Source organism: Glutamicibacter sp. JL.03c (assembly GCF_025854375.1).
Classification (GTDB): Bacteria; Actinomycetota; Actinomycetes; order Actinomycetales; family Micrococcaceae; genus Glutamicibacter.
This window is the reverse complement of record NZ_CP107575.1, coordinates 2866758-2883214: the sequence shown is the minus strand read 5'-3', so window position 1 is coordinate 2883214 and position 16457 is coordinate 2866758. Positions and strand designations below refer to the sequence as shown.

Sequence of the window (16457 nt, the reverse complement as noted above, 5' to 3'; positions counted from 1 at the left end):
TGGCCTAGTTCAGCGGATCGGAATTGATGACCTGGAGCAGCCGGGCCAGCGCGGGGTTGCGTGATTCGCGATTCCAAATGGCGTGCAGCTCCACCGGGTGCTCCACCGGGCTGATCAGCCGCAAATACCTCACCCCTTGGACGCCGAGCACCTTGGCGCTTTCCGGGACGAAAGCCACCCCGTGTCCGGCAGCCACCAGCGAGATCATGGTGAGGATCTGGCTGACCGTATGCCGAACATTCTTGTGCTCGATCTCAATTTGCCGGACGACGAGATCGTAGAAGTAGCGTGCCTTGGTCGCCGAATGCATGATCAGCGGCTCGCTGATCAAGTCGCTGGCAACCAGATCGCGTTGCAGCTGGGCCAGGCGGTGCCCGGAAGGCACCGCGACGAACAGGCCCTCGGAGAGCAGCAGGGATGAATCGAAGAGCTTTTCGTCAAAGGGCGGACGGGCCAGGCCCAGATCCAAATCGCCGTCGAGCAACGCCGTGACCTGTTCGCTGGTGACCAGCTCCGTCAACTCCAGATGGACGTTGGGCATCTTCAACGCGATCTCTTCGAGCAGGGAGCCGAGCATCGAAAAACCGGTGGCTGCGGTGAATCCGATGCGCAAGGCGCCAATTTGTCCGCTGGCGATGCGGCGCGCGCTTTCCGGGGCGCGCTCAGCAGCGACCACCAGCCGCCTGGCTTCGGAGAGGAACGCCTCCCCGGCGGCGGTGAGCGTGACGTGCCGATTGTCGCGCTCGAGCAGCTCGACTCCGACGATGCGTTCCAGCTTCTGGATTTGCCGGCTCAGAGGAGGCTGGGTCATTTGCAGCCGTTCGGCAGCTCGCCCGAAATGAAGTTCTTCGGCGACGGCTACGAAGCTGCGGGCCTGATCAAGGGTAAACAAGTCTTACCTTCCAGGCATCATGCCATGCAAATAGGGTCTTGGACATGTATCCTATCTCGTTTCTACTCTGGTCTAGTGCTCGTGTCAGTGAGCAGCTTCACAGCACCCTATGACATCGAATACACCACACTCGAAAATCCAGGAGAGATTTAATGAAGACTCGCACTTTCCGCCGGACGCTGTTGTCCGTATCGGCAGCCGCCGTGGCCCTGTCCCTGACCGCCTGCGGCGGCAACGTCGGTGGGGGCTCCAGCGAAGGAGAATTCCCCAGCGGGCCGGTGACCCTGACAGTGGGCCAGGCGCCTGGCGGTTCCACCGACCTCATTGCCCGGTCTGTGGCAGAAGGCATGTCGGAGTCCCTGGGCGTCCCTGTCCCAGTAGAAAACAAGGCCGGTGCCAACGGAGCCATTGCGACCAAGGAAATTGCCGGCAAGCCGGCTGATGGCCAGAACCTGGTGCTGCTCAATGCCTCGCTGATCACCATCACCTCGCTGACGGTGCCGGAAGCTGAAGCAGTTTCCCTCGATGACCTGGATGTCCTTATGGGACTCTCGCAGGACGACTACGTCATGATCGCGAGCAAGGACTCGGGCCTGAAGAGTTTCGATGATGTGAAGAACAGCAAGGACAAGCTGTCATTCGGCACCACCGGCGTGGGTACCGGATCGCAGCTGGCCCAGGAGCTGACGCTGGCCCAAGCGGATCTGGACGGTACTTTCGTGCCGTTTGATTCCGGTTCGCCTGCATTGACTGCTGCCATGGGCAACCAGGTCCAAGTCACCACCGTCCAGCTCGGCGAGGCCAAGCCGCAAATTGATGCGGGCACCGTGACTCCGCTGATGGTCTTCTCAGAGGACCGCAACGAATTCCTGGGCGATGTGCCAACCGCCAAGGAATTGGGCTATGACGTGCCCGTCGCCCAGTACCGCGCGGTGGCCGCTCCCAAGGGCTTGAGCGACGAGGTCAAGGAAAAGCTCGTCGGCTCGATCGAGGATGCGGTGAAGACCGACGGCTACACCGGCCTGAATGAAAAGTCATTGCTGACAGCCCACGAGATTTCCGGCGAAGAAGTCGTCACGGAATGGAACGAGCTGGCCGAGAAGTACAAGGCTTTGACCGAGGAATACGACATCGACATGGGCGGCGAGTAGCAGAACGGGCCAGGTCCCAATCCGATTCTGATTTCAAGGAAAATTGTTATGGAAGCGAAGAGCACAGATGTGTCGCACGAAGACGAAATCCCGGAGGCACTGACCCCGGAGGAACTAGCAGCCCAGTGGGAAGCTGAAGCGCCGGAAAAAGCAGGCCCGGTAGCAAACCTGGCGTCCTCCCTCGTGGTGCTGGCCCTGGGTATCTTCGGCATTGTCTTGTCAATTGGGCTGGGACTTGGCACACCCTCTGAACCTGACTCCGGCACCTGGCCGTTCGTCGTGGCGCTGATTGCCACGGTCATGTCAGCAGTTCAGATCGTGGTGGGCCGCAAAGGCGGGGCAGACGGCGAAAAATTCAGTGCCATGAGCTGGTTCGCGCTCGTTGGCTTTGCAACGCTCATTGCCATGGCGCTGCTGATGCCGGTCATCGGATTTGAAATCCCGTCGCTGCTGCTGTGCTTCGTATGGATGCGATGGCTTGGCGGTGAGACCTGGCGCTCGGCGACGATCTACTCGATCATCGTGGTTGCAGTCTTTTATCTCCTGTTCATCGTCGCATTCGGCACCTCCATTCCACGACTGTTCTAAGTCGCAACTAAAGGCATATCCACATGGAATTCTTTGGTCCAGTACTGGACGGTTTCGGCACCGTCCTCGACCCCACAAATCTTCTCTACTGCCTTCTGGGCGTCGTGGTAGGCATGCTCATTGGTGTGCTCCCAGGCCTAGGCCCGGCAGCAACAATCGCTATTCTGCTCCCGTTGACCTATGGAGTGGAGCCAGTTACCGCGATCATCATGCTCGCCGGCATTTTCTATGGCGCACAGTACGGCGGAACCATCACCTCGGTGTTGTTGCGCCTGCCGGGCGAGGCAAGCTCCGTGGTGACCGTTTTCGACGGCTACGTCATGGCACAACAGGGGCGCGCCGGGACGGCCCTGGGCATTGCGGCTATCGGGTCATTCGCCGGTGCCACAATTTCCATCATCGGCCTGACCTTCCTGGCCCCGCTCGTGGCCAGCTTCGCATTGGATTTCGGGCCACCGGAATACACCGCACTGGCCATGCTGGGAATCTTGCTGGTCGCCACGATTTCCGGTGGCTCCAAGATCAAGGCGATCATCGCTGCCGCGGTGGGCTTGTTCCTGGCCACCATGGGCCGTGACGGCTTCACCGGGGTGGAACGCTTCACCTTCGGAAACTTGTCTCTGGCTGATGGCATCGACTTCGTGCCTATCGCCATGGGCCTGTTCGGTGTTGGCGAGATTCTCTACAACCTGGAAGAGCGGCACCGCGCGGCCAAGGCCCCGATCAAGGTCAAGCGCGTCTGGCCTTCGGGCAAGGACATCAAGCAGGCCGCTCCGGCCATGGGCCGCGGCTCGGTGCTGGGTTTCTTCCTCGGCATCCTGCCTGGTGGTGGCGCAACAATCGCTTCACTGGCTTCATATGGCATGGAGAAGAAGTCCGCGAAGGATCCAACGCGGTTCGGCAAGGGCGCCATCGAAGGTGTAGCCGGTCCTGAGACAGCGAATAACGCGGCCGCCACGAGTTCGTTCATTCCGCTGCTGACCCTGGGGATCCCGGCCAACGCCACGATGGCCATCATCTTCGGTGCACTGCTGATCCAAGGCGTGACTCCGGGCCCCCAGCTGATTCAGGAGGACCCCGATCTGTTCTGGGGTGTTGTGAACTCCATGTACATCGGGAACATCCTGCTGCTGCTGATGTCCATTCCCCTGGTGGGCGTCTTCATTCGCATCCTGCGCATTCGCGCTGCCATCTTGGCGCCGATCACCGCCATGATCACCATGCTCGGTGCCTACACCATTCGGAATTCGATGTTCGACGTGATGATGGTGGTCATCTTCGGTGCCATCGGCTACCTGATGAAGAAGTTCGGTTTTGAACCGGGCCCGCTGGTGCTGGCATTCGTGCTGGGCAGCCTGCTCGAGTCAAACTTGCGCCGTTCGCTGCTGGTGCTCAATGGCGATCTTGGCGGATTCTTCAGCCGTCCAATTTCCGCTGTGCTGATCATCATCTTTGTCGCTGTCGCCCTCTGGCCGATGGTGAAAGGCGCGATCGTCAAGAACAAGAAGAAGCCGCTGGCCGCACAGGTCGCGGACGAAAAGGAAAAAGTATGAGCATCATCGTCGGCTACGTTCCCACAGCGGTGGGCAAAGCAGCAGTGGACGCCGCCATTGCCGAGGCAAGGATCCGCTCTGAAGAGCTGCTGATCGTGAATTCATCACGCGAAGGAGCGCTCGTGGACAAGAACACCGCCTCCACCGATGACTGGGCGGAAGTCCATGCAGCGGTGGCCAAGGCGGGAATCAGCAGCAGGATCATCGAGTCCACCTACCGGGATGACCTCACCGAGGAGTTCCTTCGCTTGGCGCAGGAGCACGAGGTGTCCTTGATCGTCATCGGCCTGCGCCATCGAACCCAGGTTGGAAAGTTCATCATGGGTTCACATGCCCAGCGCATCCTGCTCCAGGCGGATCGACCTGTGCTGGCCGTGAAAGCCGCCGAGGGGTAGCGTCCCGGCAGTCCGAGGGGCTCGCCCGCGTTCTCGAAAGGGAACGCGGGCGAGCCCCTTTGTTATGCCCGATAGGTATTAGATGCAACCGGGGCCCAGGTCTCCTTGAAGCCGGGCCAAAGATCGCCACTGGCAAAAACGCCCGGTAAACCGGTGATTGTGGTCACAGTTTGCGTCCGCATCGAACGGGATTCATTGTCGAATCACTTTTCTCGAGTGCCCAGAACCCCAGTTCGTCCGCCGGTTACGTGGCAAATGCGTAATATTTTCCATCGAATAATACCGAGCGGGCATTACTGAATGCCTCTGCGGTCTTGGACGCAATGCGTGTGGCGTGGCTAACGTGATTGCTGGCACAAATTCCGAGGCTGGATTGCTCGATCCCCCAAATAAGGTCAAGTGCCCGCATGCCACGGAGCATGCCCCCAAATTTTTCAAGAAGATCGGAGAGGCATTATGCCAATGGTCATTGTTGGCCTGTCAGTCGTTGTGCTGCTTGTCCTCATGATGAAGTTCAAGCTCAATGGCTTTATCTCGCTGCTGCTCGTCTCGGCGCTCGTCGCATTCTGGGCGGTGGCCACGGGTAATTTCTCGGTTGACGGCGAGCCGGCAGGCCTGGCCGAGATCCCCGAAGTGATCAAGGACGGTGTGGGTGGCCAGCTGGGCGGAACCGCCATCGTTGTCGGCCTCGGAGCGATGATTGGCCGCGTCATGGGCGACGCTGGCGCCGCTCAGCGAATCGCCGGAAAGATCCTGAATGTGTTCGGCGCCAAGGGCGTGCAGTGGGCGATGATCGTTGCCTCGATGCTGATCGGCGTGACGATGTTCTACGAAGTCGCCTTCGTGATCCTGGTGCCGGTGGCGTTCACGCTGGTGCGTGCCACCAAGGTCAATCTGCTGTGGGTCGGCCTGCCGATGTCCATTTCGCTGTCCACGATGCATTCATTCCTGCCACCGCATCCGGGTCCGACCGCTGTCGCCGGGCTCTACGACGCCTCGGTGGGCCTGACCCTGGCCTATGGCCTGCTGATTGCCGTGCCTGCGGGCGCCCTCATGGCGATGCTCTGGCCTCGACTGCCTTTCGTGCGCCGCATCAACCCCGAGATGCCACAGGGGCTGCTTGCTGACAAGGAATTCAAGGAGAGCGAGTTGCCTTCCGGCTTCATGTCCTTCTTCGTCGCATTGCTGCCGGTGATCCTCATCGCCGGCGCCGAGGTGATCCTGATGAGCCTGGGCGAAGAGGAAACGACCTGGCACCATGTCCTGAAGCTGATCGGCTCGCCCGAAATTGCGCTGCTCTTTGCCTTGATCGTGGCAACGATCGCCTTTGGCCCGGCGCACAACCGCACGATGTCCCAGGTGGGCCGTTCCATGAGCGAAGGCGCCCGGGCCATGGCCATGATCATCCTCGTCATCGGCGCCGGTGGAGCCTTCAAGCAGGTGCTCGTTTCCGCGGGCATTGCCGACTACATCGCGCAGCAGGCCAGCGGCTGGGACCTGAACCCGATTATCCTGGCCTGGCTGATCGCTGCGGTGCTGCGCATTGCCCTGGGCTCGGCCACCGTTGCCGTGTCAACTGCCGCTGGCATCGCGGCACCACTGGTCGCAGCAACCGGCGCATCGCCCGAGTTGATGGTGCTGGCCACCGCGTGCGGATCGTTGGCCTTCAGCCACGTCAATGATCCTGGTTTCTGGATGTTCAAGGAATACTTCAACCTCAATGTCGGCCAGGCGCTGGCGGTGCGCACCTCGTACACCACCGTGCTTTCGGTGCTGGGCTTGCTGGGCGTGCTGCTCTTGAGCACCTTCCTCGGCTAGTCGGTGATGCCACCGCGCTGACACCGGCTGCGGTGCACTGCCTCCAAAGCCCCCGCCGTGACTCCAAGGAGTCGGCGGGGGCTTTGGCGCGCCCTGCGCTCCGGCTGCATTCGCGCGAAGGCGGGTCCATGCGGTCCAGCCGGGAAGAATCTCGCAGAAATCACTTGTTAGATAACTTATCAGCTTGTACTATAAGTTGTAGGTTGAGCGCGCAGCGCCCATTGGATTTTTGTGAAGGATTCTCCCCATGAGCTACACCCCTGATGCCATCCGCCACGTCAAGTTCTCCACGGCGCGGCTCCCGCTATCCACCCCCATTTCCGATGCCAAGGTCTTCACCGGTCGCCAGAAGCCGATGACCGAGGTGGCGTTCCTCTTCGCCGAAATCACCACCGAGCAAGGCCATGAGGGCCTGGGCTTCTCCTACTCCAAGCGCGGCGGCGGACCGGCGCAGTATGCCCATGTGAAGGAAATCGGCGCGAACATCATCGGCGAAGACCCCAACGATATCGCCAAGCTGTACACCAAGATGCTGTGGGCTGGCGCTTCGGTGGGCCGTTCCGGTGTTGCCACGCAGGCCTTGGCCGCCATTGACAACGCGCTCTACGACCTCAAGGCCAAGCGCGCGGGTCTGCCGCTGGCCAAGTTCCTCGGATCGCACCGGGACTCGGTGCGCACCTACAACACCTCCGGGGGCTTCCTGAACGCTTCCATTGAAGAGGTCAAGGATCGCGCGACCCAGTCGATTGAAGAGGGCATCGGCGGAATCAAGATCAAGGTCGGCCTGCCTGACAGCAAGGAAGACCTGCGCCGCGTGGCCGCAGTGCGCGAGCATATCGGCCCCGACGTTCCGCTGATGGTGGATGCCAACCAGCAGTGGGACCGGGCCACCGCGCTGCGCATGGGCCGCCGTCTCGAAGAGTTCGACCTGGTCTGGATCGAGGAACCCCTGGATGCCTATGACGCCGAAGGCCACGCGCAGCTGGCCGCCGCGCTGGATACCCCGATTGCCACCGGCGAAATGCTCGCTTCGGTGGCCGAACACGAGCGGTTGATCGAGGCGCGTGCCTGCGACATCATCCAGCCCGATGCTCCCCGCGTCGGCGGCATCACCCAGTTCCTGCGCCTGGCTACCCTCGCCGACCAGGCTGGATTGGATCTGGCCCCGCACTTCGCGATGGAAATCCATCTGCACCTGGCCGCGACCTACCCTCGCGAGCCATGGGTCGAGCACTTCGACTGGTTGGACCCGCTGTTCAATGAGCGACTGGAGACCGAGGGCGGACGCATGCTCCTGCCTAACCGCCCGGGCCTGGGGTTCACCCTCAGCGACCAGGCACGCGCCTGGACCCTGGAAACCGTGGAGTTCGGCCAGGCCTAGGCCTAGCCGATAACCGGCGCGGAAGCATGCGTGGCGTGCTTCCGCGCTTATTCTTAGAGCTATGCAGAAGAGCAAGACGAATCTCACCAGCCGGCTGGTCGAGTCGCTGCGTGAAATGATTACCGACGGGCAGATAGCCCCCGGTGACAAATTGCCCAGCGAGAATACCCTCATCGCCCAGCATGGCGTCTCGCGGACGGTGGTGCGCGAGGCCATCCTCCGGCTCCAGGCCGAAGGGCTGATATATACCCGGCGCGGGGCCGGAAGCTTCGCGTTGACGCCGCCGCGCGATGAGAGCGACTCGCCGTCCGGGAAAGTTCCGCGCACCCTTCAGGAGCGGCGCCAGCTGCTCGAATTCCGCATGGGCGTCGAATGCCAGGGCGCGGCGGCCGCGGCCCGGCGCCCGAGTTCTGCGGCCCTGGCCGACATGGACTTTGCCCTGGCGGCGTTCCGGGCGTCGGGGTCCAATGCCTCGCAGACCATGAGCTGCGACTACGAATTCCATTTGGCCGTGGCCAAGGCGACGGCGAACCAATATGTCATCCAGGCCCTGGAAACCCTCGGGCCGGCCATGATCGCGATGCCTCGTCAGCGGTTCGACCAGCAGTCGGGGGAACTTTCGCCGCGGCTCCAGCAAGTCGCCGAGGAGCACGAGGCGATACGCGAAGCCATCGCCTCGGGCGATCAGCTGCTGGCCGCCTCCAGCATGCGCCAGCACCTGGCCAATTCCATCAAGCGCCTGGAACGCGAATCGGGAGCCCACCCGAAGAAGTTCGGCTAGGCGCAGCGCAACGCCGCGAGCGGGGCCGCCGGCATCGGCGGCCCCGCTCGCGGCGTTGCGCAGCTCCCTGCGTCAGTAGATGGGCGTGAGCAGCGTGCGGTCCTTGAGGAAGGAACGCAAATTCCCGATGGTCACCGCTGTCATGTCGGCGCGGGTTTCCACGGTGCCCGAGCCCAGATGCGGCAGCAGCACCACGGAGTCGAGTTCCAGCAGCTCGGCCGGAACCTCGGGCTCGTTGGCGAAGACGTCGAGGCCGGCGCCGGCCAGGGTGCCTTCTTGCAGCGCGCGGATCAAGGCCGGCTCGTCGATGACCGAGCCGCGGGCGATGTTGATGATGAATCCTTCGGGGCCCACCGCTTCGATGACGTCCGCATTGACCAGGCCAGCGGAGTCCGGTCCGCCGGCGGCGGCCACGATGAGCACCTCGGTGGCCGCGGCAAGGTCCCTAGCCGATGCGTGATAGGGGTACTGGACATCCTGCTTCGGATTGCGCGAGTGGTAGTGGATCTCGCAGCCGAACCCTTCAAGCCGGTCGGCAATGGCCTGGCCGATGCGGCCCAGGCCCAGGATGCCCACCTTGCGGCCGCTGGCCTTGGTGGCCAAGGGGAAGTTCTGCCCGCTGGCCCAGGTTCCAGCCCGCACGAAGCGCTCGGCCGCACTGAGCCGGCGCAAGGTATCCAGATAGAGTCCCAGCGCGGTGTCCGCGACGCAGTCGGTGAGCACATCGGGGGTATTGCTCAGCGGGATTCCGCGTTCCTTGGCCTGGGCCACGTCCGTGGCGTCGTAGCCGACACCGAAATTCACGATGGCCTCGAGGTACGGCAGCTTTTCCAGCAGCTTGGTGTCCACGCCGATCTTTCCGGAGCAGACGGCGACGCGGATGCCTGCACCGTGTTCCTCCAGCCAGGCATCGCGGTCATCGGCTCCGGGCAGCACCGCGGCCTGGAACTCGTCATTCAGGATGGCGGCCACGGCCGGGTTCACCGGTCCAACGCGCAGGATCTGGTCGCCGGTAATGGGGTTCTCGTTACTCATACCTGCATCGTAGGGAGAACTCACTGATGCCGTCCAACATGCAGATTGCATAGATCAATACTGCTTCAGTATTGATTCCCATTCTGGTGCCAAATGTCGGGAAAGTCACAGTTGCTTCACATCCTGTAGCGGCATGGCGGCCGTGTCGCATGGCGGCCAAAGCTGGTCATGCGCCTTGACCCGGTGTGCGGGCGGACTGAATATTTGTGGGACGGACAAGGTGGCGCCGATCACATTCAGCTGCCGACCACACTCGCGAAGCGAAGGAAACGATGATGTTCAATCCGCAACGAATTTCAGGAAAACGCTACAAGATCTCCATGGCTGTAGCGGCCGGCGCCCTGCTGGGCACCTCCGCGCTCTCAGGCTGCTCGGTGGCCAATTCGGGGGAGGCCGGAGGCCAGAGTGCCGCGGCCTCGGATACCTTGAGGGTGGTCCTGCAGCAGGAGCCGCCAACGCTCGAAGCCTGCGATTCCAACCTGACCTCCACCGGCATCGTCGACCGCTCCACCATCACCGAGCCGCTGATTGAACGCAACCCCACCTCGGGCGAGCTCGAGCCGAAACTGGCCACCGAGTGGAGCAGCGACGACGAGCAGACCTACACCCTGAAGCTGCGCGAAGGGGTCAAGTTCCACGATGGCTCCGATTTCACTGCCGAGGACGCCAAGGCGACCATCGACCGGGCCGTGAACTCGAAGATCGGCTGCGACGTCGAAGGCTATGTCTTCGGCGATGACGACCTGGATGTCAAGGTGGTCGACGACTACACCGTGAGCGTCACCTCGGTGAAGAAGGACCCGATCCTCCCCTTGCGCCTGTCCTTCCTGGAGGTCGTGCCTGCGGAGACCTCGGCCACCGAGAAGGTGCGCGAGCCGATTGGCACCGGCCCCTACAAGCTGGAGACCTGGACCGCCGGCCAGTCGATCGATCTCGCGGCCTTCCCCGAGTACTGGGGCGATCAGCCGGCCTTCGCCAAGGCCAATTACCAGTGGCGTTCGGAGGCCAGCGTGCGCGCCTCGATGATCACCGCGGGCGAAGCCGACATCGCCACCGGGCTCAGCCCGGAGGACAATATCGGCGAATTGGGGGTCTCCTACCCGAACAATGAGACCGTGGCCCTGCGCATGCACGACAACGCGGCCCCGCTAGATGACATCCGCGTCCGGCAGGCCATCAACTACGCCATCGACCAGGAGACGATCGTCAAATCCCTCTACGGGGACCGCGACAAGGTCGCCTCGCAGCTGGTGCCCGAGGGCGTGGTCGGCCACAATGCCTCGCTGCCGATCTGGGAATTCAACATGGACAAGGCCAAGTCGCTGGTCGCCGAAGCGAAGGCCGACGGCGCCGATGTCTCGGCCCCGATCGAGTTCGTCGTGCGCACCGCGCAGTTCCCCCGCATCCAGGAATTGGCCCAGGTGATCCAGCAGAACCTCACCGACATCGGGCTGAGCGTGGATCTGAAAATGCTGGAAACCAGCCAGCAGCTCAAGTACCAGGTACGCCCCTTCCCCGAGTCCGACAACGCACTGATGGTCATGATCCAGCACGGCAACCAGGCCGGTGACGCCGCCTTCACCGTGGACCAGTACATGACCACCAAGGGGGCCCAGTCAGCCTTCGGCACCGAGCAGATGGACAAGCTGATCGAAAAGGCCGACAACGCCACCGGCGAGGAACGGCAGAAGGACTTCGAGGAGGTCTTCAAGTACCAGAATGAGAACCTCGTCCAGTTCGCGCACATCAGCCACCAGACCGGCATGCTCGGAATCTCCAAGGCCGTGAGCTACACCCCGAACTCCTCCTCGGGCGATGAATTGCGCCTGGCCGAGGTCACTCCGGCCGGCCAGTAGCCCGCCACGCTGGCTGAACCACCACACACAAGGAAAGCACGTAGCACCATGCTGACTTATCTTCGCAAGAGAATCCTCTCGTCCGCCATACCGCTGATCGTCGTGGTCATTGGTGTTTTCGCCCTGGCGCGCATGACCGGAGACCCCTCCTCGCTGTACCTGCCGTTGAATGCCACCGAGCAAATGCGCGCCGACTTCGCGGCGCGCAATGGACTGGACCAGCCCATCTGGGCCCAGATGCTCGATTACTTCGGCGGATTGCTGCAGCTGGATTTCGGGACTTCCATGCGCACCGGGGAGGACGCAGGCCTCATGGCGCTGCGTGCTTTCCCTGCCACCTTGCAGCTGGCCGCGTTCACGATGGCTATCGCGATCCTGCTGGCGATCGTTGTCGGATCGATCGCCGCGCTCAAGCCCAACGGCGTGCTGGACCGCTTCGCCTCCTTCGTCTCCATGATCGCCGCATCGATTCCCGACTTCTGGCTGGCCATCGTGGGCATCTGGGTTTTCGCGATCACCCTGGGCTGGGTGCCGACCTCCGGCGTGCTCGGCGCCGGAGCCTGGGTGCTGCCGATTGCCACGCTGGTCATGCGGCCGTTCGGCACGCTGGTGCAGGTCATCCGCGGCGCCATGGTCTCGGCGCTGTCCGAGCCCTACATCAAGCTGGCCCGGGCCAAGGGCGCAACCCAGGCCCGCGTGATCAGCCAGCATGCCCTGCGCAATGCCGCCGCCCCGGCCTTGACCGTCGCCGGCGACCTCACCGTGGGCCTGGTCAATGGCGCGGTGGTGGTCGAGTCGATCTTCGGATGGCCCGGTATCGGAAAGCTGATGATCGACTCCATCCTGCAGCGTGATTTCGCGGTGCTCCAGGCCTGCGTGTTCGTCACCGCGGTGGCCATCTTCATCCTGAACATCATCATCGATCTGCTCTACGCGCTGCTGGACCCGAGGGTGCGGCCCTCGGCCGGGCGCCGCCAGCGCCGCAAGGCCCGGGAAGAGCTGAAATCGCACGATGCCAACAACAACGAGCAGACCGGCGCCGCCGCACCGGTCGGCGCCTAGGCAAGGGGCTGTAACTATCATGAGCGAAACTGCAACGGGCGCCGCGGCCACGGCCGTGCTGCCTTCCAAAGCCGAAGCGCGCAAGGCCCTGCGCGCCGGCAAGCCCTCCATGTTCAAGATGCTGCTGCGCGACAAGTTCGCCACCGTCGCGGCGGTGTTCTTGCTCTTCGTGGTATTCGTGGCGGTCTTCGGACCCGTGCTGATGGGCGAGACCGCCGTGAAGCAGGATCTGATGTTCATCAACAAGGCGCCCTTCGACCCGGCCAATGGATGGCAATACATCCTGGGCTCGGATTCGCTGGGCCGATCGATGCTGGCCCGCATCGTGGTGGCCACCCGCACCACGCTGCTGGTCGCGGTGCCCGCGGTGGCCGTGGCCCTGGTCATCGGCTCGCTCTGGGGCGTCTGGGCCGGATACCACCGGGGCCGGCGGGAGACGATCTCGATGCGCATTGCCGACATCATCATGTCCTTCCCCTCGCTGCTGCTGGCGGTGGTGGTGCTGTTCGTCTTCTCGCCCTCGGCAGCGAACATCGTGCTGATCCTGGCCATCACCCGCATCCCGGTGTACCTGCGTACCGCCCGGGCCGAGTCGGCAGAACTGCAGTCGCGGACCTTTGTGGACGCAGCGCGAACCTTCGGAACCAGGCCGACGCTGATCATCGCCCGCCATGTGATCCCGGTGGTGATCCCGACCCTGCTGACCTTGGCCACATTGGAGTTCTGCTTCGTGATGCTGGCCGAATCCTCGCTGTCCTTCCTGGGCATTGGCATCCAGCCGCCGGACGTGTCCTGGGGCCTGATGGTCGCCCAGGGGCGCCAGTACTTGCAAACCGCATGGTGGCTGTCGATCCTGCCCGGGCTGGCCATCGTGCTGACCGCCGTGGCCGCCAACGTGCTGGCCGCCTGGATGCGCATTGCCACCGACCCGGCCCAGCGCTGGCGCCTGACGGTCGACAAGCAAGCCGTGAAATCGATGAAGAAGAGCACCATCAAGGATGCGAAGTAGGATCATGAGCCAGTTGACCATAGATAAGAACGCCGCCACCGGCGGCACCGTGTTGGAAGTCATCGACCTCGATGTGGATATCCGCACGCCCCGCGGGGTGGTGCGCGTGGTCTCCGAGGTGGGGTTCACCGCCACCGCCGGACGCACCCTGGCGCTGCTCGGCGAGTCCGGGTGCGGCAAGTCCATGACCGCCAAGGCCGTGGCCGGGCTGCTGGATTCGGTGGCCTACGTGGCCGGGGGCCAAGCCATCCTCGAGGGCCGCGACCTGAACCAGATGTCCGATCGCGAGCGGCGCGCCGTGGCCGGGCCAGGCCTGGGCATGGTCTTCCAGGATGCGCTCACGGCCCTGAACCCGGTCTACACCATCGGCACCCAGCTGGGGGAGGCCTTCAGGATCCACCGGGGCCTGTCCAAGAAGCAAGCCAAGGCCGAAGCGATCGAGCTGATGCGCCGCGTGGGCATTCCGGAACCGGAGACCCGCGTCAACTCCTATCCCCACCAGTTCTCCGGCGGCATGCGCCAGAGGATCCTGATCGCGATGGCGGTGGCGCTCTCGCCGCGCCTGCTGATCGCCGATGAGCCGACCACCGCGCTGGACGTGACCGTGCAGGCGCAAATCATGGAGCTGCTGGCCACGTTGCGCCGGGAAGCCGATATGGCCGTCGTGCTCATCACCCACGACTTGGCGGTGGTGGCGGAGCAGGCCGACGACGTCTGCGTGATGTACGCCGGCAACGTGGTGGAGCAGGGCACCGTGGCCCAGGTGTTCGCCAACCCGACCCATCCCTATACCAAGGGCCTGCTGGATTCGGTGCCCACCGACGCCCACCGTGGCAGCGGCTTGTCCTCCATCCCGGGATCGCCTCCGGAACTGTCCAAGATTCCCGCCGGCTGCGTCTACCAGGATCGCTGCCCGCTGGTCTCCCAGATCTGCCGCGACCAGCGTCCGGCCTTGCGGGCCACGGCAGGGAACCAGCAGGCTGCCTGCCACTTCCCGCTGAACGCCTTGGCCGAATCGGCGGCCAATGCCGGCTCGTCCACCCCCGCCAGCAACGCCGCCCACGCGATGAACGAAGGAGCCTGAGTCCCCATGCATACCACGAACCCTGCCGCGCCAGCGGCCGACACCGTCCTGGACGTCAAGGACGTTTCCAAGACCTTCCATGTGGCTGGCGGGCGCGAGCTCAAAGCCCTGGACGGCATCAGCCTGAGCGTCGAGCGCGGGCAGACGCTGGGCCTGGTGGGCGAATCCGGGTGCGGCAAGTCGACCCTGGCCCGCACGCTGATGATGCTCGAGACCCCGGATTCCGGCACGATCTCCTTCGACGGGCAGGATCCCTTCGGGCTCAAGGGCCGGGAGCTGCTGCGCTGGCGCCGGCGGGTGCAGATGGTCTTCCAGGACCCGTTCGCCTCGCTGAACGCGCGGATGACCGCGGGGCAGATCATCACCGAGCCCTTTGCCACGCATAAGGACCTGTACCCCGGGTCGGCGGCCCGCAACCAGCGGCTGGGCGAGCTGATGGACCTGGTCGGGCTGCGGCGCACCGATGCGGCCAAATCACCGCAGGAATTCTCCGGCGGCCAGCGCCAGCGCATCGGCATCGCCCGGGCGCTGGCACTGAATCCGGATTTGATCATCCTCGACGAGCCGGTCTCGGCGCTGGACCTCTCGGTGCAGGCCCAGGTCCTGAACCTGCTCAATGAGCTGCAGCAGCGGCTGGGCGTGTCCTACATCTTCATCTCCCATGATCTGTCGGTAGTCCGCCACGTCACCGACCGGGTGGCCGTGATGTACCTGGGCCGCATCATCGAGACCGGCACCACCGAGCAGGTCTTCGACGCGCCCATGCACCCCTACACCGCCTCGCTCATGTCCGCCTCCCCGAAATTGGATCCTGCTCAGCGTCCCGCCGAGCGCATCGTCCTGGCCGGCGAGCTGCCTTCGCCGCTGGATCCGCCTTCCGGCTGCCGGTTCCGCACCCGCTGCTGGAAAGCCCAGCCGATTTGCTCGGCACAGCAGCCCGGCGAGCAGGTGCGCGGGCAGGACGGGGCGATCAGCCTGGGCATGCCCGGCCGGGCCGGGGAGGCGGACCTGCAAAGCGCGCTATGCCACTTCCCGGTGGCCAATGCACGGGAGGCGGGCCTGGTTCCGGCCGGAGCCTAGCGTGTCGCCGGCCGAGTACGCGATCCTGGCCTTAACGCTGTGCGCGGCGGCCGGACTGCAGGGATCCATTGGATTTGGCGCTGGCCTGGTCGCGGCGCCGGTGGTGGGGATCGTGCAGCCCTCGCTGCTGCCGGCGTTCGTGATCTGCCTCGGCGCGGTCATCGGGCTGCTGTCGGTGCTCCGGGAGCGCGCCAGCGTCGACGTCCCGGGGGCCGGCTGGGCACTGGCCGGGAGGATACCGGGCAGCCTGCTGGGCACGTGGCTGGTGGTCATCCTGCCGCTGGAACTGCTGACCTGGGCTGTGGCGTTGAGCGTGCTCGGCGCCGTTGCGGCCTCATTCATCGGCTGGAAACCGGTCGCCCATCGGCGCGCCCTGCTGGCCGCCGGGGCCCTCTCGGGAATCATGGGCACCGCGACCTCCATCGGCGGCGCCCCCATGGCACTGGTCCTGCAAGGCCAGGAGCCGGCGCGCGTGCGCGGCACGCTCAGCGCCTTCTTCCTGGCCGGCTCCGTCATCTCCCTGCTCATGCTGGCCCTCGCGGGGCAGGTGCGCGCCGAGGTGCTGGCCACCCTGGCCGCCTTGTGCCCGATGGTGCTCGCGGGCTTCCTGCTCTCCGGGTGGATCAACCGTGCCATCGATGCCCGCCGCCAGCGGATGCTGGCCCTGGGATTTTCGGTGCTCGGCTCGCTGGTATTGATCGCCGGTCTGCTGCTGCCCTAGCAGGGGGGATAATCTGGGATCCGGCAGCCGGCATGCTCGTGGCAGCGGGCT

15 protein-coding genes are annotated in these 16457 nt (G+C 64.0%); 13 read left to right on the top strand and 2 right to left on the bottom strand.

All coding sequences use genetic code 11. From position 1 onward, the window contains the following. Nucleotides 1–4: 4 nt before the first annotated feature. Nucleotides 5–892 (bottom strand): LysR family transcriptional regulator, encoded by an 888-nt coding sequence (locus tag OF385_RS13370; protein WP_264275799.1) that lies wholly within the window; start codon nucleotides 890–892, stop codon nucleotides 5–7. 152 nt (nucleotides 893–1044) lie between these two features. Here OF385_RS13370 and OF385_RS13365 point away from each other — a divergent pair, with 152 nt between their 5' ends. The 7 genes from OF385_RS13365 to OF385_RS13335 all read left to right on the top strand — a co-directional run bounded on the left by OF385_RS13365 (nucleotide 1045) and on the right by OF385_RS13335 (nucleotide 8559). After that, a complete protein-coding gene (locus OF385_RS13365; protein ID WP_264275798.1) occupies nucleotides 1045–2043 on the top strand; it encodes a Bug family tripartite tricarboxylate transporter substrate binding protein in 999 nt (332 codons plus the stop codon). Between the two features lie 48 nt (nucleotides 2044–2091). After that, nucleotides 2092–2631, top strand: a complete 540-nt coding sequence (locus OF385_RS13360) for a tripartite tricarboxylate transporter TctB family protein (RefSeq protein ID WP_264275797.1) — start codon at nucleotides 2092–2094, stop codon at nucleotides 2629–2631. A gap of 23 nt (nucleotides 2632–2654) precedes the next feature. Beyond that, the gene (locus OF385_RS13355; RefSeq protein ID WP_264275796.1) at nucleotides 2655–4184 is read left to right on the top strand and encodes a tripartite tricarboxylate transporter permease; all 1530 of its coding nucleotides are present in this window, start codon (nucleotides 2655–2657) and stop codon (nucleotides 4182–4184) included. Further along, nucleotides 4181–4579 carry a universal stress protein gene (locus OF385_RS13350; RefSeq protein ID WP_264275795.1) on the top strand — a complete coding sequence of 133 codons (399 nt, stop codon included), beginning with the start codon at nucleotides 4181–4183 and terminating at the stop codon, nucleotides 4577–4579. The genes OF385_RS13355 and OF385_RS13350 overlap by 4 nt, the downstream gene beginning before the upstream one ends. Nucleotides 4580–5035: 456 nt before the next feature. Beyond that, nucleotides 5036–6397, top strand: a complete 1362-nt coding sequence (locus tag OF385_RS13345) for a gluconate:H+ symporter (RefSeq protein ID WP_264275794.1) — start codon at nucleotides 5036–5038, stop codon at nucleotides 6395–6397. Nucleotides 6398–6644: 247 nt separating this feature from the next. Next, entirely contained in the window at nucleotides 6645–7778 is a 1134-nt protein-coding gene (locus OF385_RS13340) for an L-talarate/galactarate dehydratase (protein ID WP_264275793.1), read from the top strand. A 61-nt stretch (nucleotides 7779–7839) separates the two neighbouring features. After that, nucleotides 7840–8559: a FadR/GntR family transcriptional regulator gene (locus OF385_RS13335; RefSeq protein WP_264275792.1), complete on the top strand. Its 720-nt coding sequence runs from the start codon at nucleotides 7840–7842 to the stop codon at nucleotides 8557–8559. A gap of 72 nt (nucleotides 8560–8631) precedes the next feature. Here OF385_RS13335 and OF385_RS13330 read toward each other — a convergent pair whose 3' ends face one another. Continuing rightward, on the bottom strand, nucleotides 8632–9594 hold the full coding sequence (locus OF385_RS13330; protein WP_264275791.1) for a 2-hydroxyacid dehydrogenase: 963 nt from the start codon (nucleotides 9592–9594) through the stop codon (nucleotides 8632–8634). A 272-nt stretch (nucleotides 9595–9866) separates the two neighbouring features. On the opposite strand from OF385_RS13330, the gene OF385_RS13325 reads away from it, so the two are divergent. The 6 genes from OF385_RS13325 to OF385_RS13300 are packed head-to-tail and all read left to right on the top strand — an operon-like array spanning nucleotide 9867 to nucleotide 16406. Beyond that, nucleotides 9867–11450 carry an ABC transporter substrate-binding protein gene (locus OF385_RS13325; protein WP_264275790.1) on the top strand — a complete coding sequence of 528 codons (1584 nt, stop codon included), beginning with the start codon at nucleotides 9867–9869 and terminating at the stop codon, nucleotides 11448–11450. A 48-nt stretch (nucleotides 11451–11498) separates the two neighbouring features. Further along, nucleotides 11499–12512: an ABC transporter permease gene (locus OF385_RS13320; RefSeq protein ID WP_264275789.1), complete on the top strand. Its 1014-nt coding sequence runs from the start codon at nucleotides 11499–11501 to the stop codon at nucleotides 12510–12512. A gap of 19 nt (nucleotides 12513–12531) precedes the next feature. Continuing rightward, a complete protein-coding gene (locus tag OF385_RS13315; RefSeq protein ID WP_264275788.1) occupies nucleotides 12532–13521 on the top strand; it encodes an ABC transporter permease in 990 nt (329 codons plus the stop codon). A 4-nt stretch (nucleotides 13522–13525) separates the two neighbouring features. Then, on the top strand, nucleotides 13526–14605 hold the full coding sequence (locus OF385_RS13310) for an ABC transporter ATP-binding protein (RefSeq protein ID WP_264275787.1): 1080 nt from the start codon (nucleotides 13526–13528) through the stop codon (nucleotides 14603–14605). Between the two features lie 6 nt (nucleotides 14606–14611). After that, on the top strand, nucleotides 14612–15685 hold the full coding sequence (locus OF385_RS13305; protein ID WP_264275786.1) for an ABC transporter ATP-binding protein: 1074 nt from the start codon (nucleotides 14612–14614) through the stop codon (nucleotides 15683–15685). Continuing rightward, nucleotides 15648–16406: a sulfite exporter TauE/SafE family protein gene (locus OF385_RS13300; protein ID WP_264275785.1), complete on the top strand. Its 759-nt coding sequence runs from the start codon at nucleotides 15648–15650 to the stop codon at nucleotides 16404–16406. The genes OF385_RS13305 and OF385_RS13300 overlap by 38 nt, the downstream gene beginning before the upstream one ends. Nucleotides 16407–16457 lie beyond the last annotated feature (51 nt).

Excerpts from the sequence above, each read along its gene's own strand:
- OF385_RS13365 (WP_264275798.1), top strand. The coding sequence starts at position 1,045 with ATGAAGACTCGCACTTTCCGCCGGACGCTGTTGTCCGTATCGGCAGCC.
- OF385_RS13360 (WP_264275797.1), top strand. The coding sequence starts at position 2,092 with ATGGAAGCGAAGAGCACAGATGTGTCGCACGAAGACGAAATCCCGGAG.
- OF385_RS13355 (WP_264275796.1), top strand. The coding sequence starts at position 2,655 with ATGGAATTCTTTGGTCCAGTACTGGACGGTTTCGGCACCGTCCTCGAC.
- OF385_RS13350 (WP_264275795.1), top strand. The coding sequence starts at position 4,181 with ATGAGCATCATCGTCGGCTACGTTCCCACAGCGGTGGGCAAAGCAGCA.
- OF385_RS13345 (WP_264275794.1), top strand. The coding sequence starts at position 5,036 with ATGCCAATGGTCATTGTTGGCCTGTCAGTCGTTGTGCTGCTTGTCCTC.
- OF385_RS13340 (WP_264275793.1), top strand. The coding sequence starts at position 6,645 with ATGAGCTACACCCCTGATGCCATCCGCCACGTCAAGTTCTCCACGGCG.
- OF385_RS13335 (WP_264275792.1), top strand. The coding sequence starts at position 7,840 with ATGCAGAAGAGCAAGACGAATCTCACCAGCCGGCTGGTCGAGTCGCTG.
- OF385_RS13330 (WP_264275791.1), bottom strand. The coding sequence starts at position 9,594 with ATGAGTAACGAGAACCCCATTACCGGCGACCAGATCCTGCGCGTTGGA.
- OF385_RS13325 (WP_264275790.1), top strand. The coding sequence starts at position 9,867 with ATGATGTTCAATCCGCAACGAATTTCAGGAAAACGCTACAAGATCTCC.
- OF385_RS13320 (WP_264275789.1), top strand. The coding sequence starts at position 11,499 with ATGCTGACTTATCTTCGCAAGAGAATCCTCTCGTCCGCCATACCGCTG.
- OF385_RS13315 (WP_264275788.1), top strand. The coding sequence starts at position 12,532 with ATGAGCGAAACTGCAACGGGCGCCGCGGCCACGGCCGTGCTGCCTTCC.
- OF385_RS13310 (WP_264275787.1), top strand. The coding sequence starts at position 13,526 with ATGAGCCAGTTGACCATAGATAAGAACGCCGCCACCGGCGGCACCGTG.
- OF385_RS13305 (WP_264275786.1), top strand. The coding sequence starts at position 14,612 with ATGCATACCACGAACCCTGCCGCGCCAGCGGCCGACACCGTCCTGGAC.
- OF385_RS13300 (WP_264275785.1), top strand. The coding sequence starts at position 15,648 with ATGCACGGGAGGCGGGCCTGGTTCCGGCCGGAGCCTAGCGTGTCGCCG.